The sequence below is a fragment of the Haloprofundus sp. MHR1 genome (assembly GCF_005155585.1).
GTDB lineage: Archaea > Halobacteriota > Halobacteria > Halobacteriales > Haloferacaceae > Haloprofundus > Haloprofundus halophilus.
This window is the reverse complement of record NZ_CP039833.1, coordinates 1,332,578-1,355,477: the sequence shown is the minus strand read 5'-3', so window position 1 is coordinate 1,355,477 and position 22,900 is coordinate 1,332,578. Positions and strand designations below refer to the sequence as shown.

Here is a 22,900-nt window from a genome sequence, read left to right as displayed (position 1 = left end):
TGGGTAGGAAGCAGAGAGAGCTAGAAGACGAGTCGGAGAGCAGAGAGAGCCGGGTTCAGTCGTCGTCTCGGTTCCACGTCTCGGGGACCTCGATGACGTAGTGGCCGTCTTCCTGCAGCGAGATGATGTAGGAGTCGCGGTCGTACAGTTCCATCAGGTTCAGTTCGTACTGCCCGGGACTGACGATTTTGATGCTCTCGAACTGCTCGTTGAGTTCTTCGCGGAGCGTCGAGAGATCCGGTTTGTCGTCGATCTCGGCACCGTCGTCCACGCCCTGTGACGCGTCGGCGGGTGCAGCGCGCGAGATTTCGTCCGGACTCACGGTGCCGCTTCGAGCGTCGGCCTGCGCGCGGTCCTCCCGCGTTTCGGCCGCAGATTCGTCGTCGCTCGGCGGTGTCCCCGTCGATTGGGACTGGCCGCGTCGAGTCGACGTCTCCGCGGAACGCTGCGGGTCGACCGTTACGTCCGACTCGGCGGCCGCGGTCGACCGACTGCGACTCGCCGGTTCGCGGGCCGTCGACGGCCACGGTTTCGGCGAACTCGACTCGGTGTCTTCGGACGCCTCCTGGCCGGGCCACGCTCGTTTCGAACCCGCGTCCGAACTCTCGGCCGAATCGGCCGACCGATTCCGACCGGCGGCGTCGGGAGAACCGTTACCGCCGGTGTCCGCGGACGCCGACGAGTTCGTTGAACTTGCCGGTTCCGCGGAGGTCGCCGACTTCGCGGATTTCGTGGACTTCGACGACGCCGAAGTCGTCGACTCCGAGGTGCCCGACGAGGACGACGCGGGGCGGAACTGGAACTTGTTGCCGCCGCAACTCGGACAGCCCGAGAGCATCTCCTTGGAGCCGTCTGCGAACGTCTCGCCGCAGTTCGTACACTCGTGCGGCATACGAACTACTTCCGGGAGATGAGCGCGCTGATGAGCGTCTCGTCCTTGTGGAGCGTCTCGATCTGGTTGGCCGGGCCGATGACGGTGAGCTTCTTCGTCGAGTCGCGTCCCATCAGTTTGCCGAGGAACCCGCTGTCGCTGCTCTTGTGCGGGTACGTCTCGATTTCGATGCCGCTGAAGTTGTCGGGGCTGATCTCGGTCATCGTCACCTCGATGAGTTTCGACTCCTCGTCGGGCGAGAGTCCGTCCTCGAGGATGACGATCTTCCCGTCACGGACGCTGTCGAGGATGAGGCGGATCTTCTCCATGCTCCGCATGTTCTCCATCCGCGCGCCGCTGATGAGGTCGATCTGGATGCCGTCGTGGTCGCCGCGTCTTACTTCGGGCATGGTGTCACCCGAAGTACTCCGCGATCTTGTCGTACACTTCGTCCATGTTCTCACCTTCGAGCGCCGACAGCGGCACCGTCTCGTGCTGCGGGAAGGCGTTGGCGATCTGTTTGACGTTCGAACCTTCGAGGTCCGTCTTGTTCGCGAAGATGAGCACCGGCAGTTCGCGGCTCTCGATGATGCCGATGAGCATGGTGTTCACCTGCGTGAACGGGTCTTCTGCGCTGTCGAGTACGTAGATGACGCCGTCGACGTCCTCACGGAGCCAGTGCATGGCCTCGGCGACACCTTCGGTCGCTTCCCGGGAGCGACGGACCGCGTCGTCTTTGTCGATGTCGTGGTCGAGGAACTCCTTGTAGTCGACTTTCGTCGTCACGCCGGGCGTGTCGACGATGTCGATGGTGACGGCGCGACCGTTGCGCTCTATTTCGACGTTCTCTTTCCGCCGAGCGCGACGCGTCTCGTGCGGGATGTGACTCTCCGGACCGATGGCGTCACCTGTCCAGTCGCGGGCGATGCGGTTTGCGAGGGTCGTCTTTCCGGCGTTCGGCGGTCCGTAGATACCGATTCGCTTCGGTTCGGAGGCCGAGAACAGCCGGTCGGTGACCCGTGATATGCTGTCTCTGAGTTCTGTGAGCAGTCCCATCCTAAACTCCTGCACCTCCCAATACCGCTCGTGGAGGGGCGTATGCCGGTAGAACATCCCCGGGGTAACTTAAGTACTGCGTCAGACAACGGTCACATTACCCGACAGATAGTTGTAAGCGACGTGCGAATCGAGTTCTGTAACGACGTGCGAGCCGGGTTCTGTATTGTGTGTTTCCCCGCGCAGGCGTGCGCGACTATAGGAAAAAGTGGAGGGGTGAAAATGAGAAGATGCGGAGAGACGAAGTTAGTCGGGTCACGAGACTGGCTTCGACTCTTTCCGTTCGTGCTCGGTCTCGTCGTTCCCCCTCCTCGTGTCTCCACCCCCCACCCCTTCGTTTCGGGTGGAGACGCTTCGTGGGAGACCCGGCCGGCGAGCCGAGAAAATACTGGGGCAGAGATCCATAACGCATCGACAAACCGGAGTAAATGAATTCCACTCAACAACAACAAATAACTTTTTGCCGAGGCTACGGACCAATAGAGTTTACTACAAAATAAAACCTCCCTTTCTAAGGTCCCTCGAAAACACCGTCCCACCCGAGAGCGGTTCCACCGGAAACGATGGGGTGGGGGGGTTCGTCTCTCACTGACCGTTCCTCTCCATCGGTTCGACTGCAGTCTTACGGGCCGAGAGCGGGAGAAAGACCACTCTTGTCCGACTCGTCGGGGGATGTCGATCGTTTCCAGTCGAAACGGAGGGGTCGTTCGCTGAACGAGTGGTGGCGGACGGAAGCGTGTCCGTGGCCCCATAGAGAGTTCGCACGTAGTTCGAGACCGAAGCCCGCGACTGAGTTCCTGGGTGACTGACAAGAGACTACTCCCGAATGTGGTGCGACTGGGACCGTGTCGACCCGGCTCCGTACGTACCTGCCGACGACTACCGACGTTGCTGGGACCGCCGAGGTTGCTGGGACTACCAGTGGTGTGATTTACTCCGCCACTTCACCCGAAACGTAGAGTTTCTGGTCGAATCGCTCGACTCGTTCGAATCGTCCGAATCGGTTAGTCCGAGTTTTCTAGACGCGAAACTCGTCACGAAGCGGTAACTTTTTTGTCCCTCCTCTTCATTCGTTTCTTCTGCATCACCTGGACGCGTCTCGGCGGCCGACGAGCTCGATATTGGCTTCTCGTCGGTTCTACACCCGAATTTACACCGTCGCCGGCGCGGTTCCAATCGAAACAGAGGGGCTCAACGATGACCGAAGACGACTCACACTCCGACGACGGCGAACCCGCGGATACGGCGTCGGAGCAACGAAGACAGGCTGGCGACGAAGAGACGAGCAGAGCGGGGACCGACACGTCGTCGGGTCGAACTCCGCCCGACCGGACCGCCGAGGAGAGACCGGCAGGCTCCGCGACCGACGGCTCCGCCGGCACCGAGGGGGACGACGCCGACGAATCCGAGGGCCCGACCGCCCAACGGTCCGGTGCACCGAACCCCTCGCGCGCGCTGAGCGACGTCGGCCTCGGCGACGACGGTGATAGTCGCGGTCTGTTCGACGACCTGCTCTCGGGCGAGCCGATCTTCGAGAACAAGGAGGTGCTTCGACCCTCCTACACCCCGCACGAACTCCCCCACAGAACCGACCAGATCAATCAGATGGCGACGATTCTCGTCTCCGCGCTTCGCGGCGAGACCCCCTCGAACATCCTCATATACGGAAAGACGGGAACCGGCAAGACCGCGAGTGCGAAGTTCGTCAGCCAGGAACTAGAACGTACCTCCCAGAAGTACGACGTTCCCTGCGAAGTCGAGTACATCAACTGCGAAGTGACCGACACCCAGTATCGCGTGCTCGCACAGCTCGCCAACAAGTTCATCGAGAAGAACCACACGGTCATCGACGACCGTCTCCGGTCGCTCGAAACGCTGGCCGGAGAGGCACGCGAAGACGAAACTGCCCTCGCCGACACCGAGTTCGACGCCGTCGCCGACGTCGACGCCCGCATCTCCGAACTCGAACGCGACCGCGAGGAGATGGAGGCGGTTCCGATGACGGGGTGGCCGACCGACCGGGTCTACTCGACCTTCTTCGACGCCGTCGACTACAACGAGCGCGTCGTCGTCATCATGCTCGACGAGATCGACAAACTCGTCGAGAAGTCCGGCGACGACACGCTATACAACCTCTCGCGGATGAACTCCGAGTTGGACAACTCGCGCATCTCTATCATGGGCATCTCTAACGACCTGAAGTTCACCGACTTCCTCGACCCCCGCGTCAAATCCTCGCTCGGCGAGGAGGAGATCGTCTTCCCGCCGTACGACGCCAACCAACTCCGCGATATCCTTCAGCACCGCGCGGACGTGGCGTTCAAAGGACACGCGCTCTCCGAACACGTCATCCCGCTCTGCGCTGCGTTCGCCGCGCAGGAACACGGTGACGCCCGTCGCGCGCTCGACCTCCTCCGGACCGCGGGCGAACTCGCCGAGCGGAGTCAGGCCGACGGCGTCGCCGAAACGCACGTCCGCCAAGCTCAGGACAAGATCGAACTCGACCGCGTCGTCGAGGTTGTTCGGACGCTCCCGACGCAGAGCAAGATCGTCCTGTTCTCCATCATCCTCCTCGAGAAGAACGGCGTCCACAACATCAACACCGGCGAGGTGTTCAACATCTACAAACGGCTCTGCGAGGAGATAGACGCCGACATCCTCACGCAGCGCCGCGTCACCGACCTCATCAGCGAGCTCGACATGCTCGGCATCGTCAACGCCGTCGTCGTCTCGAAGGGTCGCTACGGCCGCACGAAGGAGATCAGCCTCTCAGTTCCCATCGACGAAACCGAGGCTGTCCTGCTAACGGACTCGCGTCTCGGCGACATAGAGAACGCCCAACCCTTCGTCCAGGCGCGGTTCGACAACTGATTCGCAGACTCCTCCGCCCCCGATTCAACACCCCTCTGTTTCGACTCCAGACGTAGATTCCAGACGTAGAAACTGTTCTTTTGGACGTAACACTCCGCACCCGAAATAGTGGTGTTCTGGCCCGGCTACGGTGAACCGGACGCCGTCGTCGGAGGCAACTCGGCGGTCACGCTCGGTTTCGAGAGACGGTCGGCGGTCGTCGACTCCCCCACCGGTGAGAGGACGACCATCGGTCCGGCGTCGGTCGTCGCGGGTGCGGTGCTCGAAAAGGCGAGTCGGACCCATCCGAGGTACGGGATACGAACCCGCGCGACGCCGGTCACCCACTCCTCTTTGACGGGCGCGCTGATGGAACTCGTCTGGTCGTACGTCGGGTTGTTGTCGCCTTTCGTGATGTAGGCGTCGTACGGCGCGGGACAGAACTCCAGTTCCTCGCAGTTGTCCGCGGTGATGTACTCCTGGTTGGCCTTCTCGTACCAGTTTTCGCCCGCTTCGACCCGAAACATCGCCCGGTGGATGACCGGCGGTCCGGCGCTGTTGGGGTTGTCGTAGACGACGACGGAACCGTACGACCCGAGCGACCGGTAGTCCGCTCGCTGACCCTCGGCGTACGTGACGACTCCCGACCCGTCGCCGGCGTCCGGTGCGAACCGACCGGGTTCCGTGATGAATATGAGGTCGCCTCGCTCCATGTGTGGTTCCATGCTTCCGCTCTCGACGGCGACCATCGGCGGCCAAACACCGGCGACGGCGAACAGGAGCGCCCCGACAGCGAGAACGATGGCGGCGCTGCTGAGCACTTCCCGGAGAAACATGAACGGTCCGTCCTGGTCGTGAAGAAATCTGCCGACGGGACCGTCGGCCGGTTCGTCGGCGTCGGTTCCATCGGAAGAAGTAGAGGTTTCGCCCCCTCCCGGTGGTCCGGAACTATCGGAGGGCGGGCGGCTATCTCCTGCACTCATTGCACTTCGATTCGGACCGTCCGCGTTTCAACTTTCTGGACCGCCCACCGCCGACATCGGCCCCCGATCGTCTTCGGTGGTCCTCGGTCGTCTCCGGTAGTCATCGTCGTCCCCAGTCGTCTCCGGTAGTCATCGTCGTCCCCGGTCGTCTCCGGCACGCTTTTCTTTCGACCTGTGTATCTCTGCCTGTGCCGCTGGAGACGCCCTCACGCATCGTGAAAGCGCTCGCCAGCCGCGGCTACAACGCCGAGCGCGAGGCCGTGACCCTACTCGCCAGCGCAGCGAACCCGCCCGAGGCGTTGGAACGGGCCATCGAGACGGCTCCCGACGACGCGCTTCGACTCACCGTCGACCACGTCAGAGCGGTTCTCGACGGCGGAGCCAACGCGGCGGACGCGCCGACGAAGACGACTCCGGATTCGTCCGGTTCGCCCGACTCGCCTGACTCGACTAACTCGGTCGATTCGTCCTCCGCCGACCCGTCTGTTTCCACTGCACCCTCGACACAGAACCCGTCGACTCCGGCGGGTTCTCCAGTGGAAACGGGGGGGTCCGACTCGCCTTCTGCGGAGTCGATTACCGCATCGGCGGTCCGTTCGCCGGACGCGAACGCCGACTCTGAACACGTCCGCGACCCCGCAAAACGCTCGCTAGACATCGCCAACGACATGACCGGCGCGAGCACCGGAACCGGCGAGTACAAGCAGTTCGTCGCGACGTTCCGGGACCGGTACGACCGCCTGTCGAAACTCCTTCGCGGACGCGTCAACCACCGACCGGCGAAGGCCATCGGCGACATGGTCGGCGGCAGCGAAGTCGACCTCATCGGCCTCGTCAACGACGTCCGCTCGACGGCGAGCGGCCACTGGCTCGTCGAACTGGAGGACACCACGGGGACGTTTCCCTGTCTGGTGATGAAGGACAAGGCGATCGCCGAGAACGTCGCCGAACTCCTGATGGACGAGTGTATCGCCATCCAGGGGACGCTGTCGGACGACTCCGGTATCGTCTTCGTCGACACGCTTCACTTCCCCGACGTGCCGCGGACGTTCAAGCCGAAGACGGCCGACAGACACGTCCAAGCCGCACTGATATCGGACGTCCACGTCGGCAGTCAGGAGTTCATGGCCGACGCGTGGCACTCCTTCACCGACTGGCTCCACACGCCCGAGGCCGACCCCGTCGAGTACCTGCTCATCGCCGGCGACATGGTCGAGGGCGTCGGCGTCTACCCGAATCAGGACGAGGAACTCGACGTCGTCGACATCTACGACCAGTACGAGGAGTTCTCGGAGTATCTCAAGGAAGTACCGGGCGACACGGAGATCGTCATGATTCCGGGCAACCACGACGCGGTCCGTCTCGCCGAACCGCAGCCCGGATTCGACGAGGAACTCCGCGACATCATGACCGCCCACGACGCCCGCATCACCTCGAATCCCTCCACCGTCACTATCGAGAACGTCTCCGTTCTCATGTACCACGGCGTTTCGCTCGACGAGGTCATCGCCGAACTCCCATCGGAGAAAGCGAGCTACGACGAACCGCACAAGGCGATGTACCAACTCCTGAAGAAGCGCCACGTCGCCCCGCAGTACGGCGGTCACATGCGCCTCGCACCCGAGGAACGCGACTACCTCGTCATCGACGACGTTCCCGAGGTGTTCCACACCGGCCACGTCCACAAACTCGGCTGGGGGAAGTACCACAACGTCCTCGCCGTAAATTCGGGTTGCTGGCAGGAACAGACCGACTTCCAGAAGAGCGTCAATATCGATCCTGATTCCGGCTACGCGCCGATTCTCGACCTCGACACGCTGGACATGACGGTCCGGAAGTTCGCGTAACGAATTTCGTCTAATCTCTCCGATACGTATTTCGGTATTCGGTGATAGTCACCACCAGTGTCCTCCATCGCTACCGTCGTCGACGATGTCTCGACGTGGCCGCCGGAGTTCGTGGTGGCTGTCGTTGTCTTCTGCGGCCTCGCTATCGCTTCACAGCTCTGCTTCGCGTACGCGCTCTACCACGACGCGGTCGCTCGTGACCGAAGCGACCCGGATCGACAGGCCGTACTCGCGTTTCTCTCGCCGTTTCTCGGCCCCTTTGGACTTTTCTACTTCTTCCGCCTCTTGCGAATTCCCGGCCGTGACCCCTCCCCGACGAAGCGAGAACTCAGTGCAACTGCGATGCCGCTCGGCGTCGTCGCCGCGTTCGTCTTCGGGGCGTTCGTCGCTCCGCCGGACCCGATTACTCAGGTGATGTACGCCGTTCCGACGATGCTCGTCTCGATTCCGCTCGCGTATCTGCTCGTTTCCAAGCGAAGTGGAGAGGGTTCGCGGCCCGAGGCGACCTCCTGACTATCCGACGACTCAGTGCGCCCCGATACCACCCATCGCGTGTACTCCGCGTGCACCACCGCCGTCTCCCTTTCACCGAGGCGTCCCTCGGAACGAGTATGTCCGAATCTGACGCGCTGTTCGAGACGTTCGAGTTCGAGGGAGTGTCGCTCGACAACCGAGTCGGTCTCGCACCGATGACCCGAACCAGTGCGACCGACGACGGCCGCGCCACCGAACGGATGGCGCGGTACTACGCCAAGTTCGCCCGCGGCGGGTTCGGCTTCCTCGTCTCCGAGGGCGTCTACCCCGACACCGAGTACAGCCAGGGTTACTTGAACCAACCCGGCCTCGCCACCGAGGAGCAGACCGACGCGTGGGAGAAGGTGACCGAGGCGGTCCACGAGGAGGGCAAACCCATCTTCGCGCAGTTGATGCACGCGGGGGCGATTTCGCAGGGTAACCCGCACGCCGACGAGACGGTCGCTCCCTCCGCGATTCAGCCGGAGGGCGAGAAATCCGAGCTGTACGGCGGCAGCGGCGCGTTCGACACGCCGCGCGAACTGACCATCGAAGAACTCGGCGACATCGAAGCCTCGTTCGTCGAAGCCGCGAAAAATGCCAAGGAAGCCGGATTCGACGGTGTCGAACTCCACGCGGCGAACGGCTACCTGCTCAACGAGTTCCTCGCGCCCGACGCGAACCAGCGCGAGGACCGCTACGGCGGCGACGCCGAGAACCGCGCGCGCTTCCCCGCCGAAGTCGTCGAAGCCGTCTCCGAGGCGCTGCCCGACGAGTTCGTCGTCGGCATCCGCGTCTCCCAGACCAAGGTCAACGACGAGACGTACGAGTGGCCCGGCGAGGAGTACGCCGCGACGGTGTTCGAGGCGCTCTCGGATGCGGGCGCGGACTACATCCACACCACCGAGGGCGACGGCCTCGCCCCGGCGTTCGGCGACGACGGTCCGACACTCGCGGAGGTCGCCGTCGAACACGCCGACGCGCCGGTCGTCGCCAACGGCGGACTCGGCGACCCCGACTCGGCCCGCGCCGCGCTCGACGCCGGAGCCGACCTCCTGACGCTCGGAACGAGCGCGCTCGCCAACGCCGACTGGCCCGAACGCGTCCGAAACGACGAGGAACTCGCCGAGTTCGACCCCGGCGCGATTCTCGTCCCCGAGGCGACCATCGGCGACGAGGAACTGCCCGACGCTGACGCCGACGCAGTCGCTGAGACGGCCGACGACTGAGAGCGGAACTCGAAGCTCGCGTTACGGCTGAAGTCGATATCGCACGGTCTGCTGGCCGTCGAACTGCGGTCCCGACCCCTGTTTCTCGAAGCCGACCCGCTCTGCGGCCCCGCGGAGTTCGTCGTCGTCGGCCCCGACGAGCAGTTCGGCAGCCATCCGCTCGGCCCGAGCGAACCGAAGCGGTTCTTCGAGGAGTCGTTCGACTGCGTCGCCCTGTCCGCCGAACTGCGTGACGTGGACCGTCCGGTCTCTGGCGTCGTAGCTGACGAAGCCGACGATTGGCTCGTCGGTTCTCGCGTCGGGTCGGTCGGCGTCGGCCGTCTCTGCTCCGTCCGCGTCCTCGTTCGGACCGGTGACGGTGTTCGCTTCGGTGGCGACGTGGACGGTCCGGTCGTGGACGAGATTTCGCATCACGTCGGTCGGCGCGTCGGCGATACCGGCGATGGCCTCGGCGTCGGCTTCGACCGCATCGCGTATCTCCATACCGCAGGTTCCTCGGCGTCGCGCTTAAGCCCGTGGGTAACCGTCGCACACCGCGTCGTCGACCGCCGCCCCGCCTACGCCTTCGGGACCGGCAACCGTTGGGAGAGTGAACACAGTTATGGGTTCTCCACCGCTATCGCACCCCATGTCTGAGCACCACGGTCCCGTCCGGCGTCGAGAGGTAGAGGTGACGCTCGGATGCGCGTAGTCGCGAAGTTCGGTGGGACGAGTCTCGGTAGCGGCGACCGAATCAATCGCGCCGCCGACTCCGTCGCCGCGGCGGTCGAGGAGGGTCACGAGATCGCCGTCGTCGCCAGTGCGATGGGGAACACGACCGACGACCTGCTGGACGAGATTCAGTTCGAAGCCGACGACCGCGACCGCGCCGAAATCGTCAGCATGGGCGAACGGACGAGCGTCCGGATGCTGAAAGCCGCCCTCGCGGCCCGCGGGGTCGACGCGCTGTTCGTCGAACCCGGCAGCGAGGAGTGGCCCATCATCACGAACGACCTCGGCGAGGTCGACGTCGAGGAGACGCAGCGCCGCGCCGCCGCACTCGCGAAGCGACTCGACGGCGTCGTCCCGGTCATCACCGGTTTCCTCGCCCAGAACGCCGACGGCGAGATAACGACGCTCGGCCGCGGCGGCAGCGACACCAGCGCCGTCATGCTCGGCAAGTACATGAACGCCGACGAGGTCGTCATCGTCACCGACGTCGAGGGCGTCATGACCGGCGACCCCCGCGTCGTCGAGGGCGCGCGAAACGTCGGCCGCATCACCGTCGACGAACTCCGAAACCTCTCGTTCCGCGGCGCCGAGGTCGTCGCGCCGAGCGCGTTGAGTTACAAAGACGACCACCTCGCGGTCCGCGTCGTCCACTACCAGCACGGCGACCTGCTGACCGGCGGCACGCAGATAGAGGGGCAGTTCCGCAACCTCATCGACCTCCAGGAGACCGAACTGGCCTGTCTCACCGTCGCCGGACGTGCGATTCGAAATCGTCCGGGCATCCTCGCGGACCTCTCGGAGTCGCTTCGAGAGTCCAACATCAACATCGAAGCCGTCGCCAGCGGGATGGACTCGGTCACCTTCTACGTCGCCACCGAAGAGGCAGAGGAGGCCGAGAGCCTGCTGCACGACGCCGTCGTCGCCGACCAGTCGCTCTCCAGCGTCACCGTCGACGAATCCGTCGCTGTCATCCGAATCACGGGCGGCGAACTGCCGAATCAGCCGGGCATCATCCGCGGCATCGTCTCGCCGCTTGCGGAGGCGGGCATCAACATCCACGACCTCATCACCAGCGCGACCTCCGTCGCCATCTTCGTCGACTGGGCCGACCGCGAGAAGACGCTCGACATCGTCCAACAGCGGATGTAACACCGGCGGGGCCGATTTTCGCTCGTTTCGGAGCACGCTACACAGTGATCTGTCTCTCCTTCGCTCTCCTCGGCTGTCTGTCTCGTCACGCTCCCGCTGGCGATGCACAGATTCCGGTGTCGGCGACCAGAGTCGGAGCCTCCTCCGCACAGTTAGGCAGAAACGAACGGACGCTCTCGTGGCGGTATTAAGACATCCGAGCGACGACGCCGACCATGCGCTCCTACAAGGCGAAGATGGTCGAACCCATCTCGCTTCCCTCCCGCGAGAAGCGGGACGAAATCCTCGACGACGCGGGCTACAACGCGTTCAACATCCCCGCCGAGCACGTCTACGTCGACCTGCTGACCGACAGCGGCACCGGGACGATGAGCGACGAGCAGTGGGCCGCGCTGTTCCGCGGCGACGAGTCCTACGCCGGCAGCACGAGTTTCGCGAACCTCCGCGACGCCGTGGAAGACGTGATGGGCTTTCCGCACGTCGTCCCGACCCATCAGGGCCGCGGCGCGGAGAACGTCCTCTACGGCTGCCTCGTCGACGAGGGCGACGTCGTGCTCAACAACGCGCACTTCGACACGACCCGCGCGCACGTCGCCAACCAGGGTGCCGACCCGGTCGACTGTCCCGTCGAGGGCGCGAAGGACCCGAGCGTCGACGGTCCGTTCAAGGGGAACTTCTCGGTCGACCGCGCTCGCGACATCGTCGCCGACGTCGGGGCTGACGCGGTTCCGGTCGTCGTGCTCACCATCACGAACAACTCGACGGCGGGCCAGCCGGTCAGCGTCGAGAACACCCGCGAAGTGGCCGACTTTGCCGCCGAAATCGATGCGACGCTCGTCGTCGACGCCTGCCGCTTCGCCGAGAACGCCTACTTCGTCCAGCAGCGCGAGGCCGAGTTCGAGGGGAGTTCGGTCGCCGATATCGCCCGCGAACAGCTGTCGTACGCCGACGCGGTGACGATGAGCGGCAAGAAGGAGGCGCTCGTCAACATCGGCGGCTTCGCCGCGATGCGCGACCCCGGGATCTTCGAGGCCGCCAAACAGCGCGCCATCCTCTACGAGGGCTTTCCCACCTACGGCGGGATGGCCGGCCGCGACATCGAAGCGATGGCCGTCGGCCTCCGCGAGGCCGTCGAACCGCCGTACGTCGAAGAACGCGTCCGACAGGTACGGGTACTCGGCGAGCTGCTCGAAGCCGAGGGCGTCCCCGTCTACAAACCCGTGGGTGGACACGCGGTGTATCTCGACGCGGGTCGACTGTTCTCGCACCTCCCGAGCGACCAGTTCCCCGGACAGGCGCTCGTCTGCGAACTCTACCGCGAGGGCGGCGTCCGCGCCGTCGAACTCGGCAGTTTCGCGTTCCCCGGCGCGAACCGACTCGAACTCGTCCGCCTCGCGGTTCCGCGCCGCACCTACTCGCGCGAACACCTCGAACACGTCGCGGAGACGGCGGGTTCGGTCGCCGCGCGCCGCGAGAGCGTGAGCGGCCTCGAAATCACCGGCGAACCGCCGGTACCGGAACTGCGACACTTCTCGGCCACGCTCCGACCCGTCTCGGAGTAACGCCCTACTTCCCTTCGTACAGTCGCGTTCCGATGCGTTCGGGGAGGCACTCGGCCTCGACGGCGCGGACGACTTCGTCGATGTCGTAGGTGACGCGACGTTCCTCGACGGTCATCGCGTCCAGATCGACGATGGCGTACGCCGCCCGCGAGTCGCCGTCGCGGGGTTGGCCGACGCTGCCCGGGTTCATCACGATTCCCTCGTCGTACAGTTCGTGCGCTTGGACGTGGGTGTGGCCCATCACGAGCACGTCCTCGTCGTCGAGCAGTTCGGGCATGAACTCGTCGGGGTAGGTGTAGTGGTCCGGGTTGTCCGGATGACCGTGGACCAGACGGACGCGGCGGTCGGCGACGAGTCGCTGCTGCGGTAGACTCGCCAACCAGTCGAGCTGCTCGCCGTCGAGCCGTTCGCGGGCGAACTCCACGCCCGCGCGGGCCATCTCGTTGAACCGGAACGCGACATCCTCGGCGACGGCGCGGTCGTGGTTGCCCTGGACGGTCGGGACCCCGCGCTCGCGGAGTCGCTCGACGCACTCGGCGGGACACGGGTTGTAGCCGACGACGTCGCCCGCGCACACGATGCCGTCGACGGAGGGCATATCTGACAGAACCGCATCGAGCGCGACCAAATTACCGTGAATATCGGAGAGGACACCCAGCCGCATACACTTCGATACGACACGAGGGCATTAGTGTTCGACGGCCACGTTCACGCTCTCTGACCGGTCGTCACCGGCGCTCGATGCGAGGGCCTGCGGCGCTCAGTCGTTGACGACGGCCGTCTCGACGCCATCGCCGCCGGAGATGGCGATGCCTGCCGCGCAGACGGCGTGTTCGAAGTCGAGGTCGTACGCCTCGCGGGCGGCGTCCTCGGCCGTCGTCGACGCGAACTCGAACGCCCGTGGACTGTCTTCCTCGTAGGTGGCGACGAGCGTCGCCTCCTCGACGGCCTCCACGAGTACCGCGTCCCTGCGGACGATGCCGATAGTCGCCTCGTCGTCGCCGACGACGCCCGCGATTCGCGGCGTGTCGTAGTCGTCCTTCTCGTAGTCGAGCGCGAGTAAGCTCTCGACGAGCGCGTCGCGGGCGGGGTAGCCGAGGTCCAGTTTCTCCGTTATCGGGTCGACCTGCGAGCCGTTGCCGACGACGACTTCTCCGCTGCCGGTCTCGCGCACGCAGTTGTACGAGATGTAGGGGTTGTCCGTCTCCGGGGCGTCCGCCGTCGGCGCGACGGTGAGCGCGCCGTCGCGTTCGACTATCTGTCTGTCGGGGAACGACCGCGAGGAGACTCGGTAGGCACCGATGCCCGGTCCGACGACGATGAAGCGTCCGACGTACATGCACGAAAGTGGGCATCTAACGGTAAAATAGGTGGCGATGTATACACGGGTGTACGTAACATCGGCTCTCTCGACCGAACTGCCGTTCATGAGATGCACGTAGGTCACCACGAATCGGAAACGCCGCTGTCGACGTCTGCTCGTGGATTAATCGAAAGAAGGCCAGCGAGAGACGCGCATTTGTCTCAGACGGCACATAAGCAACGTTTGAGATACCTCCTATCCGTCTCTGTTCTACCATTTTTGTCAGATACGGGTTACCGACTCTCCCGACGCCGAGAGCACCCCTACGTCCGTGAGCATGCTCCATCCGATGTTCATAATCGGCTCGAACCTCCGCAAGAGCGGTTAGCAGCAGCGCTGACGGGTCGATACTGAAGAGCGAAACACCGCACAGAAATTTCGCGCTTTCGTGGCGATTGTGGACGACAGTCGACGAAAACCGCGAGAATAGCACGTAGAGAGATGATAGTCGACCCTAACCGATACTGGCGAGTCGAACCGGTGAACGCCAGCGCGACGTTAACACTGCCAGAATCCAAAGTCAAATCTTCATAATCGGTTCTCGTCGTGCGGTTTCACTCTGATGCTCTCAGTGCGAAGGAGGTGGGGACCGACGAAACGATAGCGATTCGTGCTCAAAAGCCAGCTGACGGGTGTTTCAGCGCGTTTCGTGGAATCGACCGTGGCCGTCACAGGCCGTTCATACTCGGTTCGATTTTGCCTAGAGACGTCTTCTTGCGGAGGTTTGAGCCGATTATGACTCGAAACGAACCAACGACAGGCGTCGAAACCCACTCACGCGCTCGTTGGACCGACAGCTACGAGTATGGAGTCGCAGACGACAGCCGACGGGGAGTCGCATATCTCTGACCTCTTCGCGTCGAAAACGTCGGTGGTTACGGTGTCGTCAACAGACTCCGTCGGAACCCTTTCAGGGCGGAGTTTTTCAACACTCTACGGACGGTCTACTCTCTGACCGCTACCTCCGATGACTGCAAGATGCCATCTACAAAGATTCGTTCGTCGTGGGTCACAGTAATCTGGTGATCAGAATATTGGAACGTAAAGCGCCACTCGCCTCTCTCTTGCGCATATAATTTGTTCAGTATTTCCGGGTCAATGTACTCGTAAAGCGAATCGAGTTTCGCCGGGTCCACCCTATCTACGGCGGCCACCGCTTTGACAACGCTGGTGACGATTTCAGGCCGGGTCATTGTCCACCATCTCTTGGATAACCCTACAGTTGGTGACCAAGGACTCGGGAATCTCGTCCGTCGACTCTAACACGTTCTCGATGATGAATGCCGGTTCCGCGAAGTTGGGGCCACGCTGGACACAGAACGTCTCGCGTTCCCAGCGAACGTACCCCCCTTCAGCCAGCTTGGGGAGGTGATGATGGCGCAATTCAATTACGAACGTCTCGGAGTCTATCGATTGGTTGGGGGACTCTGCAGCCTCTGGCAACCTGAGCCGTCGCTCTTGTGGCACATCCAGTAGCGACTTAATAATCTCTCGCCGCGGCTCGGCGGAGATCGCGTCGAACAACTGATCCCACCGCTCGGCCCATTCCAAGTCCTCAGACGGGCTGGTAGACATACTCTCGATGAATTGCCCATCTTACTTTACCATTGTCAAACTGTGTGATATACTACATCTATTCAAACAGTCATTTTCGGTAGCATACTTTCGATTCCAGCCAATCCAGTGTGAGGATGCAACGAACTGTACTGTGATCCTCCTACGACGTCGGCCTTCACGCGCATGGACCATCATATCGAGCTTCCTCGTCCGGACAGATATCTTTAAAACACCACCGTCTCCCTCCCTCGACCCTCCTATCGACCGACGCCCATTTTATCGGCCCCCACAGGGTGCGGGGCACCCACTGACGGCTGTCCCACGTGAGTGAATGAACGAACACCGAAACTCGAATCTACCCACTGAGACGACCGTATCGACCACTTCCGTGGTCACTGACTTACCCACCGACAGTAGGCAGACGAACGAAGTCAGTACGACGGACGAAACAAACACGACCACAGACGCCTGTCTCTCCGCGCTCCGTACTGCCGCACGCCAACTCGGTCACTCCCCCTCCAAAGCCGATTACGAAGCCCTCGGCCTCACTCCCGCATCTGCGACGATTATCCGTACGCTCGGCGGCTGGAACGCCGCTAAAGAAGAAGCGGGATTAAAGACGCATTCTTCGACTGGCTCACGCGTCACTCCCCCACCCGACGACATCGATATCGACGACTCCATTCGCGCTGAGTGGGCGACTCTCTCCGTCGACCAACGCTGGCACTACCGCAACCGTGAGCAGAACGCCACCCGCACACTACGTCGTCGCGACTACATCCGTGCGTGGGTCTTCGAATACAAAGCAGCCTCTGACGGCTGTTCGGACTGCTCTGAACACCATCCTGCCTGTCTCGACTTCCACCATCTCGATCCCGAGACGAAGGAGAAATCGATTAGTAAAATGATCACCTACGGCTACGGAAAGGCCCGTCTTCGCGAAGAAATCGAAAAATGCGAACTTCTCTGTGCGAACTGCCATCGGAAACTCCACCACCGTAACCGAACTGGTAACTGGAAACGAGGTCGAAGTAAGAACGAACTAACGGGTGACAGTGAGAACGAATCGCTCGATAAGTGTGAACCCGAAAACACCACTGGGTACGTAAGCCAACCTGGAACTCGAAGTCTGACTCCCACCCACGCTCCCGCTGACGACGATTAAGTCACACAGATTCGAGGCGGAAGCCCACAACTTCAGTCGTGGGTAGCTGACGACCTTTCTTCTGAGCTGACTTTCCAGGCTCCATTGGCCCGTGTGTGTCTGTCTCTATGCCCATTACGTGACTTCGCAACACTCATATGCGTCAGCGCGCAACGAAGGAATGCTGACTGAGTCACCGACGAACGTGTCGAGTTGACGAATGTCCAAAAGTCCCATGGGGTAGTGGCCAATCCTGTTGCCTTCTGGGGGCAACGACCGCGGTTCGAATCCGTGTGGGACTATTTTCCTTACTTTCGCAAATTCGAGTCGAGACTGTCTCAACTCTCTCAACGATACGATTTCTCAGGCGTAGACGCGTGTATGTGTCGACGCTCTGCTCACGGATTCACCCGGGGTGTATGTCAAGACGACTGGTTCCCGTCGAGTCGCCAAGTAAAAATCGCCCGTAGGACGACGACGAGACTGTTTCGATTGCCGGCCCCCCAAATAGCCGTCTCCTCGATATCTTCGGTTGTGGAGGCACCGTCCACGAGCGCGCTCACGAGCGCCGTCTCTTCATCCGTAATCAGTAGGCTCCCAGCGGGCGTCTCCCTCCATTCCCAGAGGGTCTCGAATAGCTCGGCCGCCGGCACCGTTTCCTGGATGCGTTTCTGGACCTCTTCGGAAATCCCCGCCAAGTAGATATCGACACCACGATCTGCGGCAGCCCGAAGCCTGTCGAGGTGTTCGTCAGTAAGCAGTTCGTCGATAGTCATGTAAACTATCTGCTCGTCAGCGTCGGCGATGAACTCACTAATGCGGGATGACACCGCCTCACGTCCGGTGACCGTCCAGACGCCGAACTGTTCGCGCTGTGGTTGAGCGGGGCCGATCTCTTCTAGACACTCCGCGAGTTCGGTAATCGTGTTCTCGCGTTTGACGTTGAGCATTCGGATGATCGTCTCCTCGGAGATTACGGTGAACTTTCGCGGCGTCGTGTGCTGGATGTCGATGAATCCCAATTCGTGGAGTCGCTCCGCGGATTCGTACACGCGAGTCCGCGGAACACCGTTGATTCGCGTGATATCTTGTGCGGTTCCCGTCCCGAGTCGGACGAGATTGATGAGAGTTTGAGATTCGTACTTGGACAGCCCAAGGTCTTGCAATCGGTCGAGCGCTTCGGCTACAGCCTGCTCCTCCTCGAAACTGACCATGGTAACAATTGACTTGGTAGGGGTAAAAAGGCCACACAGCGTCGAGAACACGGCCGCACCGGGTTGCCACTCACTCCGTCTGCGGATTCACGCTTCCCGTCTTCGCGTACACCCCGCCCAGAAGCACAAACCCGGCGAGGAGCGGAATCACCGCACAGGCCGCGTACACCGGCTCAAACCCGACCGTCTCGACCAGCGGCAGCGACACCATCGGCCCGATACCACCGCCCAGATCGCCCAACACGTTGTTCGTCCCCGTCGCTCGGCCCATCCGCTCGGTCGGCGTGAGGTCCGCCAGCAGCGCCATGAGCGGGCCGCTCGTCCCGCCCTGTCCCGCGCCGATGCAGACACAGGAGACGACGAGCGTCGGGAGCGAGGAGGCCCGCGAGAGGAGGAGAAAGCCGACGAAGGAGACGACGAGAAACACCATCAGCACGGGAACGCGAGCGCCGTAGTCGTCGCTGACTTTCCCCCCAGCGAGCATGAACACCGACGCGGAGACGACGGTCACCGCCATCAGCACCCCCGAGACACCTTGCGGCCCGTAACCGAGGAGGCTGATCTCGTTCGCTTCGATGAACAGTACGAGCGTCGCGAACAGCGCGCCGAGGTACGCGAAGAAGAGGCCGAAGTTGACGAAGCCGACGGTGAGTGCGGGGGTGCTCGTGTCGATCTCCCACGGCGCGCTCGCCGACGACCCGGTCGTGATGTGCGTCTCCGGCACCTGCCAGTAGGCGATGACGCCCGCGAACATGGCGAACGCGGCGGCGACGACGAACGCCGCGCCGACGCCGTACACATCGCTCACGATGCCGCCGAGGATGAGTCCGGCGGGGAACCCGAGCGTGATGCCGCCGCGGACGACACCCATGTTCGTCCCGCGGGAACTACCGTCGCTCACGTCGGCGGCGATAGTGTAGGCGGTGGCGAAGACGGCGGCGCTGCCGAGTCCCCAGAGAACTCGCGCAAGGAGGAACCAGAACTCCGGCAGCGACGACTCGACGGCGACGACGTAGCCGAGCGTGGCGAACCCCTCCACGAATAGGCCGGCGACGAAGGGTTTTCGGGTGCCGATACGGTCGACGAGCGCCCCTGCGGGGGCGTTGGCCACGATACGGGCGAAACGGTTGGCGCTCAGGATCAACCCGACCAGAAACGGCGAGATGCCGAGAACCGCCCCGAGATTCGGGAGGATGGGGAAGATGACGCCGCCGCCGAACCCGACGAAGAACGTGCTGGCGATGACCGCGAGAACGACTGTCTGCGGGCGCTTCACCGCGGACGCTGACCTCCGGGCGAAGACGGGTTCGTCGGATACATAACTGACTGTCCGGTCAGTACATCGGCGACGGAAATACGACTATCGCTTCTCGCGTCGGTCCCCGGTAGTTCACCGACGGTGCGCTCGAAGACGAGTTTCCGTGCAGTCGGCGCCCGTCGCCCCGTTTCACTTCCACGAGATTACCACGACGCAGTCTCTCGGTTTCCAGTCGAAACGAAGGGGTTGTTCGAAATCGAAATCCTTTACAATCACTTCTCGACGTCGAGCAACGCGACCCGCTCGCGGACGGCTTCCGAGACCGTTCCGTCGGTCGCTTCCAACTCCCGTTCCGTAATCTCGAAGAACTCGAAGAGGCGGTTTCTGTCGTACTCGCCGAGCGTCGTCGTCCCGTCGAGACGTAGTTCGTCGACGACCGAATCGACGGCCGCCGATTCCGCCCCGCCGTCGACCACGACCACGAGCGGCAGTCGGCCTTCTCGGAGCCCCATCTCGAACGCCCGATCTATCTGGCGTCGTCCAGCCGCGTAGAGCAGAATTTCGACGGCGCGGTCGTGCGCGACGTTCTCGCCGCGTTCGATTGCGCGGTCGGCGAGTTCGACCGCTCGTTCGAGGTGCGCGCGGTCGGCGACGTAGCGAGCGTCGAACGCCTGAACGGTCGTCCCGTACTCCTCGGCGATGTCGCCGAGTGCGGCGACGACGGCGTCGACGTCTCCGACGTCGGCGACGCCCTCGACGAGTCTCATCCGAAATCACCCAGACTCGACTGGTCGTCGTTACCGTCGCCGCCACTCGCACCGCTCGACGCGGAGGCAGTTCCGCCCGCGGACGTGAACTCGACGGGCGTTGCCGACTCGTCGGCTTCCACGCCGTCCATCGACGGGTCGCGTCGACCGACGTTCTCCAGTACTGTTTCGGCCGTCTTTCGACGCCCACGAAGTGCCGCGAGGACGACGGACTTGTCGGCCTCGCGGAGGTCGGCGCGACTCTCGACGCCCGCCTCGAACAGTCGACGGGCGCGTTTTCGACCGATACCGCGGACGCCCGCCAGGTCGAGTAGTTCCTCTCGAACGCCGTACTCGATGCGCTTTTTCGCCTCGCGGACGGCGACGTTCGAGCCCAAGTCCAGTTCGCCCGCGAGCTGTTCGGCCGCGCCCAGCAGCCACTCGGCGGTGTCGACCTTCCCTCTGATGTCGCCGGGACCGACGCCGTAACGCTCGGTGATGCGGTCCTCGTCGACTTCTTTGGACCAGTCTTCGAGTAGCTTCGCCGTCTTCAGCGCCGACAGCCAGTCCTCGAAGGCGACGTCGTCGTACTCCGAGGGGACGTTCCCGAGGAACTCGCTCTCGCGCTCGTAGCAGAGTTCGGTGTACGTCGACCGGTCGCCGGATTTGAGGTACAACTGGTACATATCCGGCGTTCGGGAGACGAGGTGGTAGAGACCGAGCGCGGTCGGTTGGGGGGCGTCGCCCGTCGACTCGGACGCCGCTTCGTCGGCCCGCAGGTCGCTCGCGGAGACGAATCCGGCGTCGGCCGCGTCGCCCGTCTCGGCCGCGTCGCCCGCCTCGCTCGCTTTCTTCCCGCCCTTGCGCTCCCACTCCCGCAGGCCGTCGATGATCTCGGCGGCGCTCATCGGGTCGAGGTAGAGCCGCGAGACGGTGTGGCCGACGCCGGTCGCCCGCAGCGTGTCGCCGTCGCGCTCGACGAACTCGTTGACCTCCAGATACCGGAGCACCGAATCGGTCACCGCTTCGAGTCGGCTCTCGTCGTCGGTCTGCGTCGCGTACAGCGTCCGGTCGAGGAATTCGAGCAGTCCCTCTCTGCTGTTGGCGAATCCGGAGGCGACGGTGGCGAGTACGTGGGTCCGCAGGGCGGGTTCGGCCGCGAGTTTCGAGCGCACGGGTTCGGGGTCGGCCCACAGGTAGCGCTCGAACAGTTCGTCCATCTCGTCGGCGTTCTTCGCCAAGAGGACGGCCTCGCCGTAGGGGTCGCGGCCGGGTCGGCCCGCGCGGCCCATCATCTGGTGGACTTCGAGGACGTTCAGCGGCTTCATGCCGCCGAACTCGCCGTCGTAGCGCCGCCAGTCGCGGACGACGACGCGGCGACTCGGCGTGTTGACGCCGGCGGCGAGCGTCGGCGTCGCGCTCACGACTTTGATGAGTCGGTCGCGGAACGCCGACTCGACGATGCTGCGGTGGTCGGGCGCGAGCCCGGCGTGGTGAAACGCCGCGCCCTTGGCGACGGTTCGGGCCAGGTCCGCGCTCGTCTCGGCGTCGGAGACGTCCCGAATCTCGGCGGCCAGCTCGGAGAGTTCGTCGCGTTCCTCGGGGGTGAGCGCGGCGTCCGAGACGTCGGCGAGGCGTTTCGCGGCGGCTTCGGCGTTGCGCCGCGAGTTGACGAACACGAGCGACGAACCGCCCTCCTCCAGGGTGTCTGCGACGAGCGCGGCCTCCTGCTTCTCGCTGCCCTCGACGCTCACCTCCCGTTGGCTGCCGTCGTCGAAGTTGATGGCGTTGCCGTAGTGGACGCCCGTCTTCAGGTCGATCGGCCGCCAGTCCGAGCGGACGAGCGTCGCGTCGAGCCAGTCGGCGACTTCTCCGGCGTTGCCGACGGTCGCCGAGAGCGCGACGACCTGTAGCCCGGGGTTGATCTTCTGGAGTTTCGCCAAGGTGACTTCGAGCGTCGGTCCGCGGTGGCGGTCGTCGACGAGGTGAACTTCGTCGGAGACCACGCAGGTCAGGTCCGAAATCCACGACGCGTTGTTGCGGACGAGCGAGTCGACTTTCTCGCTAGTCGCGACGATAATGTCCCGAGTCGCGAGCCACTCGCTCGTCGAGTCGTAGTTACCCGTGGAGACGCCGACGTCGACGCCGAACTGCTCGAATCGCTCGAACTCGGCCTTCTTCTCGGAGGCGAGCGCTCGAAGCGGGACGATGTAGAGGGCTTTCCCGCCGCGCTGGACGCTCGACAGCATCGCGAGCTCGGCGATGAACGTCTTCCCCGAGGCGGTGGGGATGGAGGCGACGAGGCTCTCGCCGTCGGTGACGCCCGCCTCGACGGCTTCGGCCTGCGGCGGATAGAGCTCCTCGATTCCTCCGTCGTGGAAGAACTCCGGAACGCCCGCCGGCAGACCCGTGAGGTCCGCGGTCTTCATTGGACGGAGTTGGCGCGTCCTCCGGTTTAAACTGTCGGGAGCGAGGCGAAAGTGGAGACCAACGTCGGTCTTCGAGCGTGGGCGCGTCGTCATTGCTATGTAACCGACTATCGAACTCTCCCTATGCGAATCGAGTTCGACCGCGACACCTGCATCGGGATGTACCAGTGCGTCGACGAGTGGGAGGCGTTCCAGAAGAACATGGACGAGGGGAAAGCCGACCTCGAAGACAGCGAGGAGGTCGACGACCAGCTGTTCGTCCGAGACGTGCCCGAAGACGCGGAGTTCGATGCGGAGTTCGCCGCCCGCGTCTGCCCCGTCGACGCCATCAGAGTGTACGACGACGACGGCGAGCAGCTCGTCCCGTAGACGCCGCAGACGGGGTCAGGCGGCGTCGCCACCCGCTCGCTCTACTTTC

The 22,900-nt window shown here is 63.4% G+C and carries 21 protein-coding genes, 1 tRNA gene and 1 pseudogene; 9 read left to right on the top strand and 14 right to left on the bottom strand.

Features of this window, described 5'->3' with window-relative positions; all coding sequences use genetic code 11:
• Window positions 1-55: 55 nt before the first annotated feature.
• The 4 genes and pseudogenes from FCF25_RS16050 to FCF25_RS06760 all read right to left on the bottom strand — a co-directional run bounded on the left by FCF25_RS16050 (window position 56) and on the right by FCF25_RS06760 (window position 1,927).
• Window positions 56-322: a Zn-ribbon containing protein gene (locus FCF25_RS16050; protein ID WP_394338688.1), complete on the bottom strand. Its 267-nt coding sequence runs from the start codon at window positions 320-322 to the stop codon at window positions 56-58.
• A gap of 423 nt (window positions 323-745) precedes the next feature.
• A pseudogene (locus FCF25_RS16045) lies at window positions 746-838 on the bottom strand (Zn-ribbon containing protein); the annotation flags it as partial.
• Window positions 839-897: 59 nt separating this feature from the next.
• Window positions 898-1,281, bottom strand: coding sequence for a DUF2073 domain-containing protein (locus FCF25_RS06765; RefSeq protein ID WP_117593780.1), 384 nt, complete (start codon window positions 1,279-1,281; stop codon window positions 898-900).
• Window positions 1,282-1,285: 4 nt separating this feature from the next.
• Entirely contained in the window at window positions 1,286-1,927 is a 642-nt protein-coding gene (locus tag FCF25_RS06760) for an Era-like GTP-binding protein (RefSeq protein WP_117593782.1), read from the bottom strand.
• A 1,197-nt stretch (window positions 1,928-3,124) separates the two neighbouring features.
• On the opposite strand from FCF25_RS06760, the gene FCF25_RS06755 reads away from it, so the two are divergent.
• Window positions 3,125-4,798: an ORC1-type DNA replication protein gene (locus FCF25_RS06755; RefSeq protein ID WP_137047840.1), complete on the top strand. Its 1,674-nt coding sequence runs from the start codon at window positions 3,125-3,127 to the stop codon at window positions 4,796-4,798.
• Between the two features lie 125 nt (window positions 4,799-4,923).
• Here the strand turns inward: FCF25_RS06755 and FCF25_RS06750 are convergent, their stop codons facing one another.
• Entirely contained in the window at window positions 4,924-5,613 is a 690-nt protein-coding gene (locus tag FCF25_RS06750) for a S26 family signal peptidase (RefSeq protein WP_174786370.1), read from the bottom strand.
• A gap of 335 nt (window positions 5,614-5,948) precedes the next feature.
• On the opposite strand from FCF25_RS06750, the gene FCF25_RS06745 reads away from it, so the two are divergent.
• From FCF25_RS06745 to FCF25_RS06735, 3 genes are all read left to right on the top strand, one after another.
• Window positions 5,949-7,607: a DNA-directed DNA polymerase II small subunit gene (locus FCF25_RS06745; RefSeq protein ID WP_137047838.1), complete on the top strand. Its 1,659-nt coding sequence runs from the start codon at window positions 5,949-5,951 to the stop codon at window positions 7,605-7,607.
• Between the two features lie 57 nt (window positions 7,608-7,664).
• On the top strand, window positions 7,665-8,120 hold the full coding sequence (locus FCF25_RS06740; protein WP_137047836.1) for a hypothetical protein: 456 nt from the start codon (window positions 7,665-7,667) through the stop codon (window positions 8,118-8,120).
• Window positions 8,121-8,218: 98 nt separating this feature from the next.
• Window positions 8,219-9,349: an NADH:flavin oxidoreductase gene (locus FCF25_RS06735; protein ID WP_137047835.1), complete on the top strand. Its 1,131-nt coding sequence runs from the start codon at window positions 8,219-8,221 to the stop codon at window positions 9,347-9,349.
• Window positions 9,350-9,370: 21 nt separating this feature from the next.
• Here FCF25_RS06735 and FCF25_RS06730 read toward each other — a convergent pair whose 3' ends face one another.
• Window positions 9,371-9,832 carry a hypothetical protein gene (locus tag FCF25_RS06730; protein ID WP_117593790.1) on the bottom strand — a complete coding sequence of 154 codons (462 nt, stop codon included), beginning with the start codon at window positions 9,830-9,832 and terminating at the stop codon, window positions 9,371-9,373.
• 198 nt (window positions 9,833-10,030) lie between these two features.
• Here FCF25_RS06730 and FCF25_RS06725 point away from each other — a divergent pair, with 198 nt between their 5' ends.
• Both FCF25_RS06725 and FCF25_RS06720 read left to right on the top strand, forming a co-directional pair.
• Entirely contained in the window at window positions 10,031-11,209 is a 1,179-nt protein-coding gene (locus FCF25_RS06725) for an aspartate kinase (protein ID WP_117593792.1), read from the top strand.
• Between the two features lie 215 nt (window positions 11,210-11,424).
• Window positions 11,425-12,771, top strand: coding sequence for a tryptophanase (locus tag FCF25_RS06720; protein ID WP_137047833.1), 1,347 nt, complete (start codon window positions 11,425-11,427; stop codon window positions 12,769-12,771).
• Between the two features lie 4 nt (window positions 12,772-12,775).
• Here FCF25_RS06720 and FCF25_RS06715 read toward each other — a convergent pair whose 3' ends face one another.
• The 4 genes from FCF25_RS06715 to FCF25_RS06700 all read right to left on the bottom strand — a co-directional run bounded on the left by FCF25_RS06715 (window position 12,776) and on the right by FCF25_RS06700 (window position 15,709).
• Entirely contained in the window at window positions 12,776-13,435 is a 660-nt protein-coding gene (locus FCF25_RS06715) for a metallophosphoesterase (protein ID WP_137047831.1), read from the bottom strand.
• Window positions 13,436-13,531: 96 nt separating this feature from the next.
• On the bottom strand, window positions 13,532-14,110 hold the full coding sequence (locus FCF25_RS06710; protein WP_137047829.1) for an IMP cyclohydrolase: 579 nt from the start codon (window positions 14,108-14,110) through the stop codon (window positions 13,532-13,534).
• Between the two features lie 968 nt (window positions 14,111-15,078).
• Window positions 15,079-15,327: a HalOD1 output domain-containing protein gene (locus FCF25_RS06705; protein WP_137047827.1), complete on the bottom strand. Its 249-nt coding sequence runs from the start codon at window positions 15,325-15,327 to the stop codon at window positions 15,079-15,081.
• Window positions 15,314-15,709 carry a hypothetical protein gene (locus FCF25_RS06700; RefSeq protein ID WP_137047826.1) on the bottom strand — a complete coding sequence of 132 codons (396 nt, stop codon included), beginning with the start codon at window positions 15,707-15,709 and terminating at the stop codon, window positions 15,314-15,316. Before FCF25_RS06700 ends, FCF25_RS06705 begins: the two co-directional genes overlap by 14 nt.
• A gap of 313 nt (window positions 15,710-16,022) precedes the next feature.
• Here FCF25_RS06700 and FCF25_RS15765 point away from each other — a divergent pair, with 313 nt between their 5' ends.
• Together FCF25_RS15765 and FCF25_RS06690 are read left to right on the top strand one after the other, a co-directional pair.
• Window positions 16,023-16,856, top strand: coding sequence for a homing endonuclease associated repeat-containing protein (locus FCF25_RS15765; protein ID WP_174786369.1), 834 nt, complete (start codon window positions 16,023-16,025; stop codon window positions 16,854-16,856).
• A 208-nt stretch (window positions 16,857-17,064) separates the two neighbouring features.
• A tRNA-Gln gene (locus FCF25_RS06690) sits at window positions 17,065-17,137 on the top strand.
• A gap of 120 nt (window positions 17,138-17,257) precedes the next feature.
• Here the strand turns inward: FCF25_RS06690 and FCF25_RS06685 are convergent.
• The 4 genes from FCF25_RS06685 to FCF25_RS06670 form a co-directional block, all read right to left on the bottom strand.
• The gene (locus tag FCF25_RS06685) at window positions 17,258-18,049 is read right to left on the bottom strand and encodes a TrmB family transcriptional regulator (RefSeq protein ID WP_117593804.1); all 792 of its coding nucleotides are present in this window, start codon (window positions 18,047-18,049) and stop codon (window positions 17,258-17,260) included.
• A gap of 70 nt (window positions 18,050-18,119) precedes the next feature.
• Complete coding sequence (locus tag FCF25_RS06680; RefSeq protein WP_117593805.1) at window positions 18,120-19,325, bottom strand: MFS transporter; 1,206 nt, start codon at window positions 19,323-19,325, stop codon at window positions 18,120-18,122.
• 254 nt (window positions 19,326-19,579) lie between these two features.
• The gene (gene cgi121 / locus FCF25_RS06675) at window positions 19,580-20,074 is read right to left on the bottom strand and encodes a KEOPS complex subunit Cgi121 (RefSeq protein ID WP_137047824.1); all 495 of its coding nucleotides are present in this window, start codon (window positions 20,072-20,074) and stop codon (window positions 19,580-19,582) included.
• On the bottom strand, window positions 20,071-22,482 hold the full coding sequence (locus tag FCF25_RS06670) for an ATP-dependent DNA helicase (RefSeq protein ID WP_137047822.1): 2,412 nt from the start codon (window positions 22,480-22,482) through the stop codon (window positions 20,071-20,073). Before FCF25_RS06670 ends, cgi121 begins: the two co-directional genes overlap by 4 nt.
• A 123-nt stretch (window positions 22,483-22,605) precedes the next feature.
• On the opposite strand from FCF25_RS06670, the gene FCF25_RS06665 reads away from it, so the two are divergent.
• Window positions 22,606-22,851 (top strand): ferredoxin, encoded by a 246-nt coding sequence (locus FCF25_RS06665; RefSeq protein WP_137047820.1) that lies wholly within the window; start codon window positions 22,606-22,608, stop codon window positions 22,849-22,851.
• Window positions 22,852-22,900: the final 49 nt, after the last annotated feature.

Coding starts and splice junctions, on each gene's coding strand:
- FCF25_RS06765 (WP_117593780.1), bottom strand. CDS start 1,281: ATGCCCGAAGTAAGACGCGGCGACCACGACGGCATCCAGATCGACCTC.
- FCF25_RS06760 (WP_117593782.1), bottom strand. CDS start 1,927: ATGGGACTGCTCACAGAACTCAGAGACAGCATATCACGGGTCACCGAC.
- FCF25_RS06755 (WP_137047840.1), top strand. CDS start 3,125: ATGACCGAAGACGACTCACACTCCGACGACGGCGAACCCGCGGATACG.
- FCF25_RS06750 (WP_174786370.1), bottom strand. CDS start 5,613: ATGTTTCTCCGGGAAGTGCTCAGCAGCGCCGCCATCGTTCTCGCTGTC.
- FCF25_RS06735 (WP_137047835.1), top strand. CDS start 8,219: ATGTCCGAATCTGACGCGCTGTTCGAGACGTTCGAGTTCGAGGGAGTG.
- FCF25_RS06730 (WP_117593790.1), bottom strand. CDS start 9,832: ATGGAGATACGCGATGCGGTCGAAGCCGACGCCGAGGCCATCGCCGGT.
- FCF25_RS06725 (WP_117593792.1), top strand. CDS start 10,031: ATGCGCGTAGTCGCGAAGTTCGGTGGGACGAGTCTCGGTAGCGGCGAC.
- FCF25_RS06720 (WP_137047833.1), top strand. CDS start 11,425: ATGCGCTCCTACAAGGCGAAGATGGTCGAACCCATCTCGCTTCCCTCC.
- FCF25_RS06715 (WP_137047831.1), bottom strand. CDS start 13,435: ATGCGGCTGGGTGTCCTCTCCGATATTCACGGTAATTTGGTCGCGCTC.
- FCF25_RS06710 (WP_137047829.1), bottom strand. CDS start 14,110: ATGTACGTCGGACGCTTCATCGTCGTCGGACCGGGCATCGGTGCCTAC.
- FCF25_RS06705 (WP_137047827.1), bottom strand. CDS start 15,327: ATGACCCGGCCTGAAATCGTCACCAGCGTTGTCAAAGCGGTGGCCGCC.
- FCF25_RS06700 (WP_137047826.1), bottom strand. CDS start 15,709: ATGTCTACCAGCCCGTCTGAGGACTTGGAATGGGCCGAGCGGTGGGAT.
- FCF25_RS15765 (WP_174786369.1), top strand. CDS start 16,023: ATGAACGAACACCGAAACTCGAATCTACCCACTGAGACGACCGTATCG.
- FCF25_RS06685 (WP_117593804.1), bottom strand. CDS start 18,049: ATGGTCAGTTTCGAGGAGGAGCAGGCTGTAGCCGAAGCGCTCGACCGA.
- cgi121 (WP_137047824.1), bottom strand. CDS start 20,074: ATGAGACTCGTCGAGGGCGTCGCCGACGTCGGAGACGTCGACGCCGTC.
- FCF25_RS06670 (WP_137047822.1), bottom strand. CDS start 22,482: ATGAAGACCGCGGACCTCACGGGTCTGCCGGCGGGCGTTCCGGAGTTC.
- FCF25_RS06665 (WP_137047820.1), top strand. CDS start 22,606: ATGCGAATCGAGTTCGACCGCGACACCTGCATCGGGATGTACCAGTGC.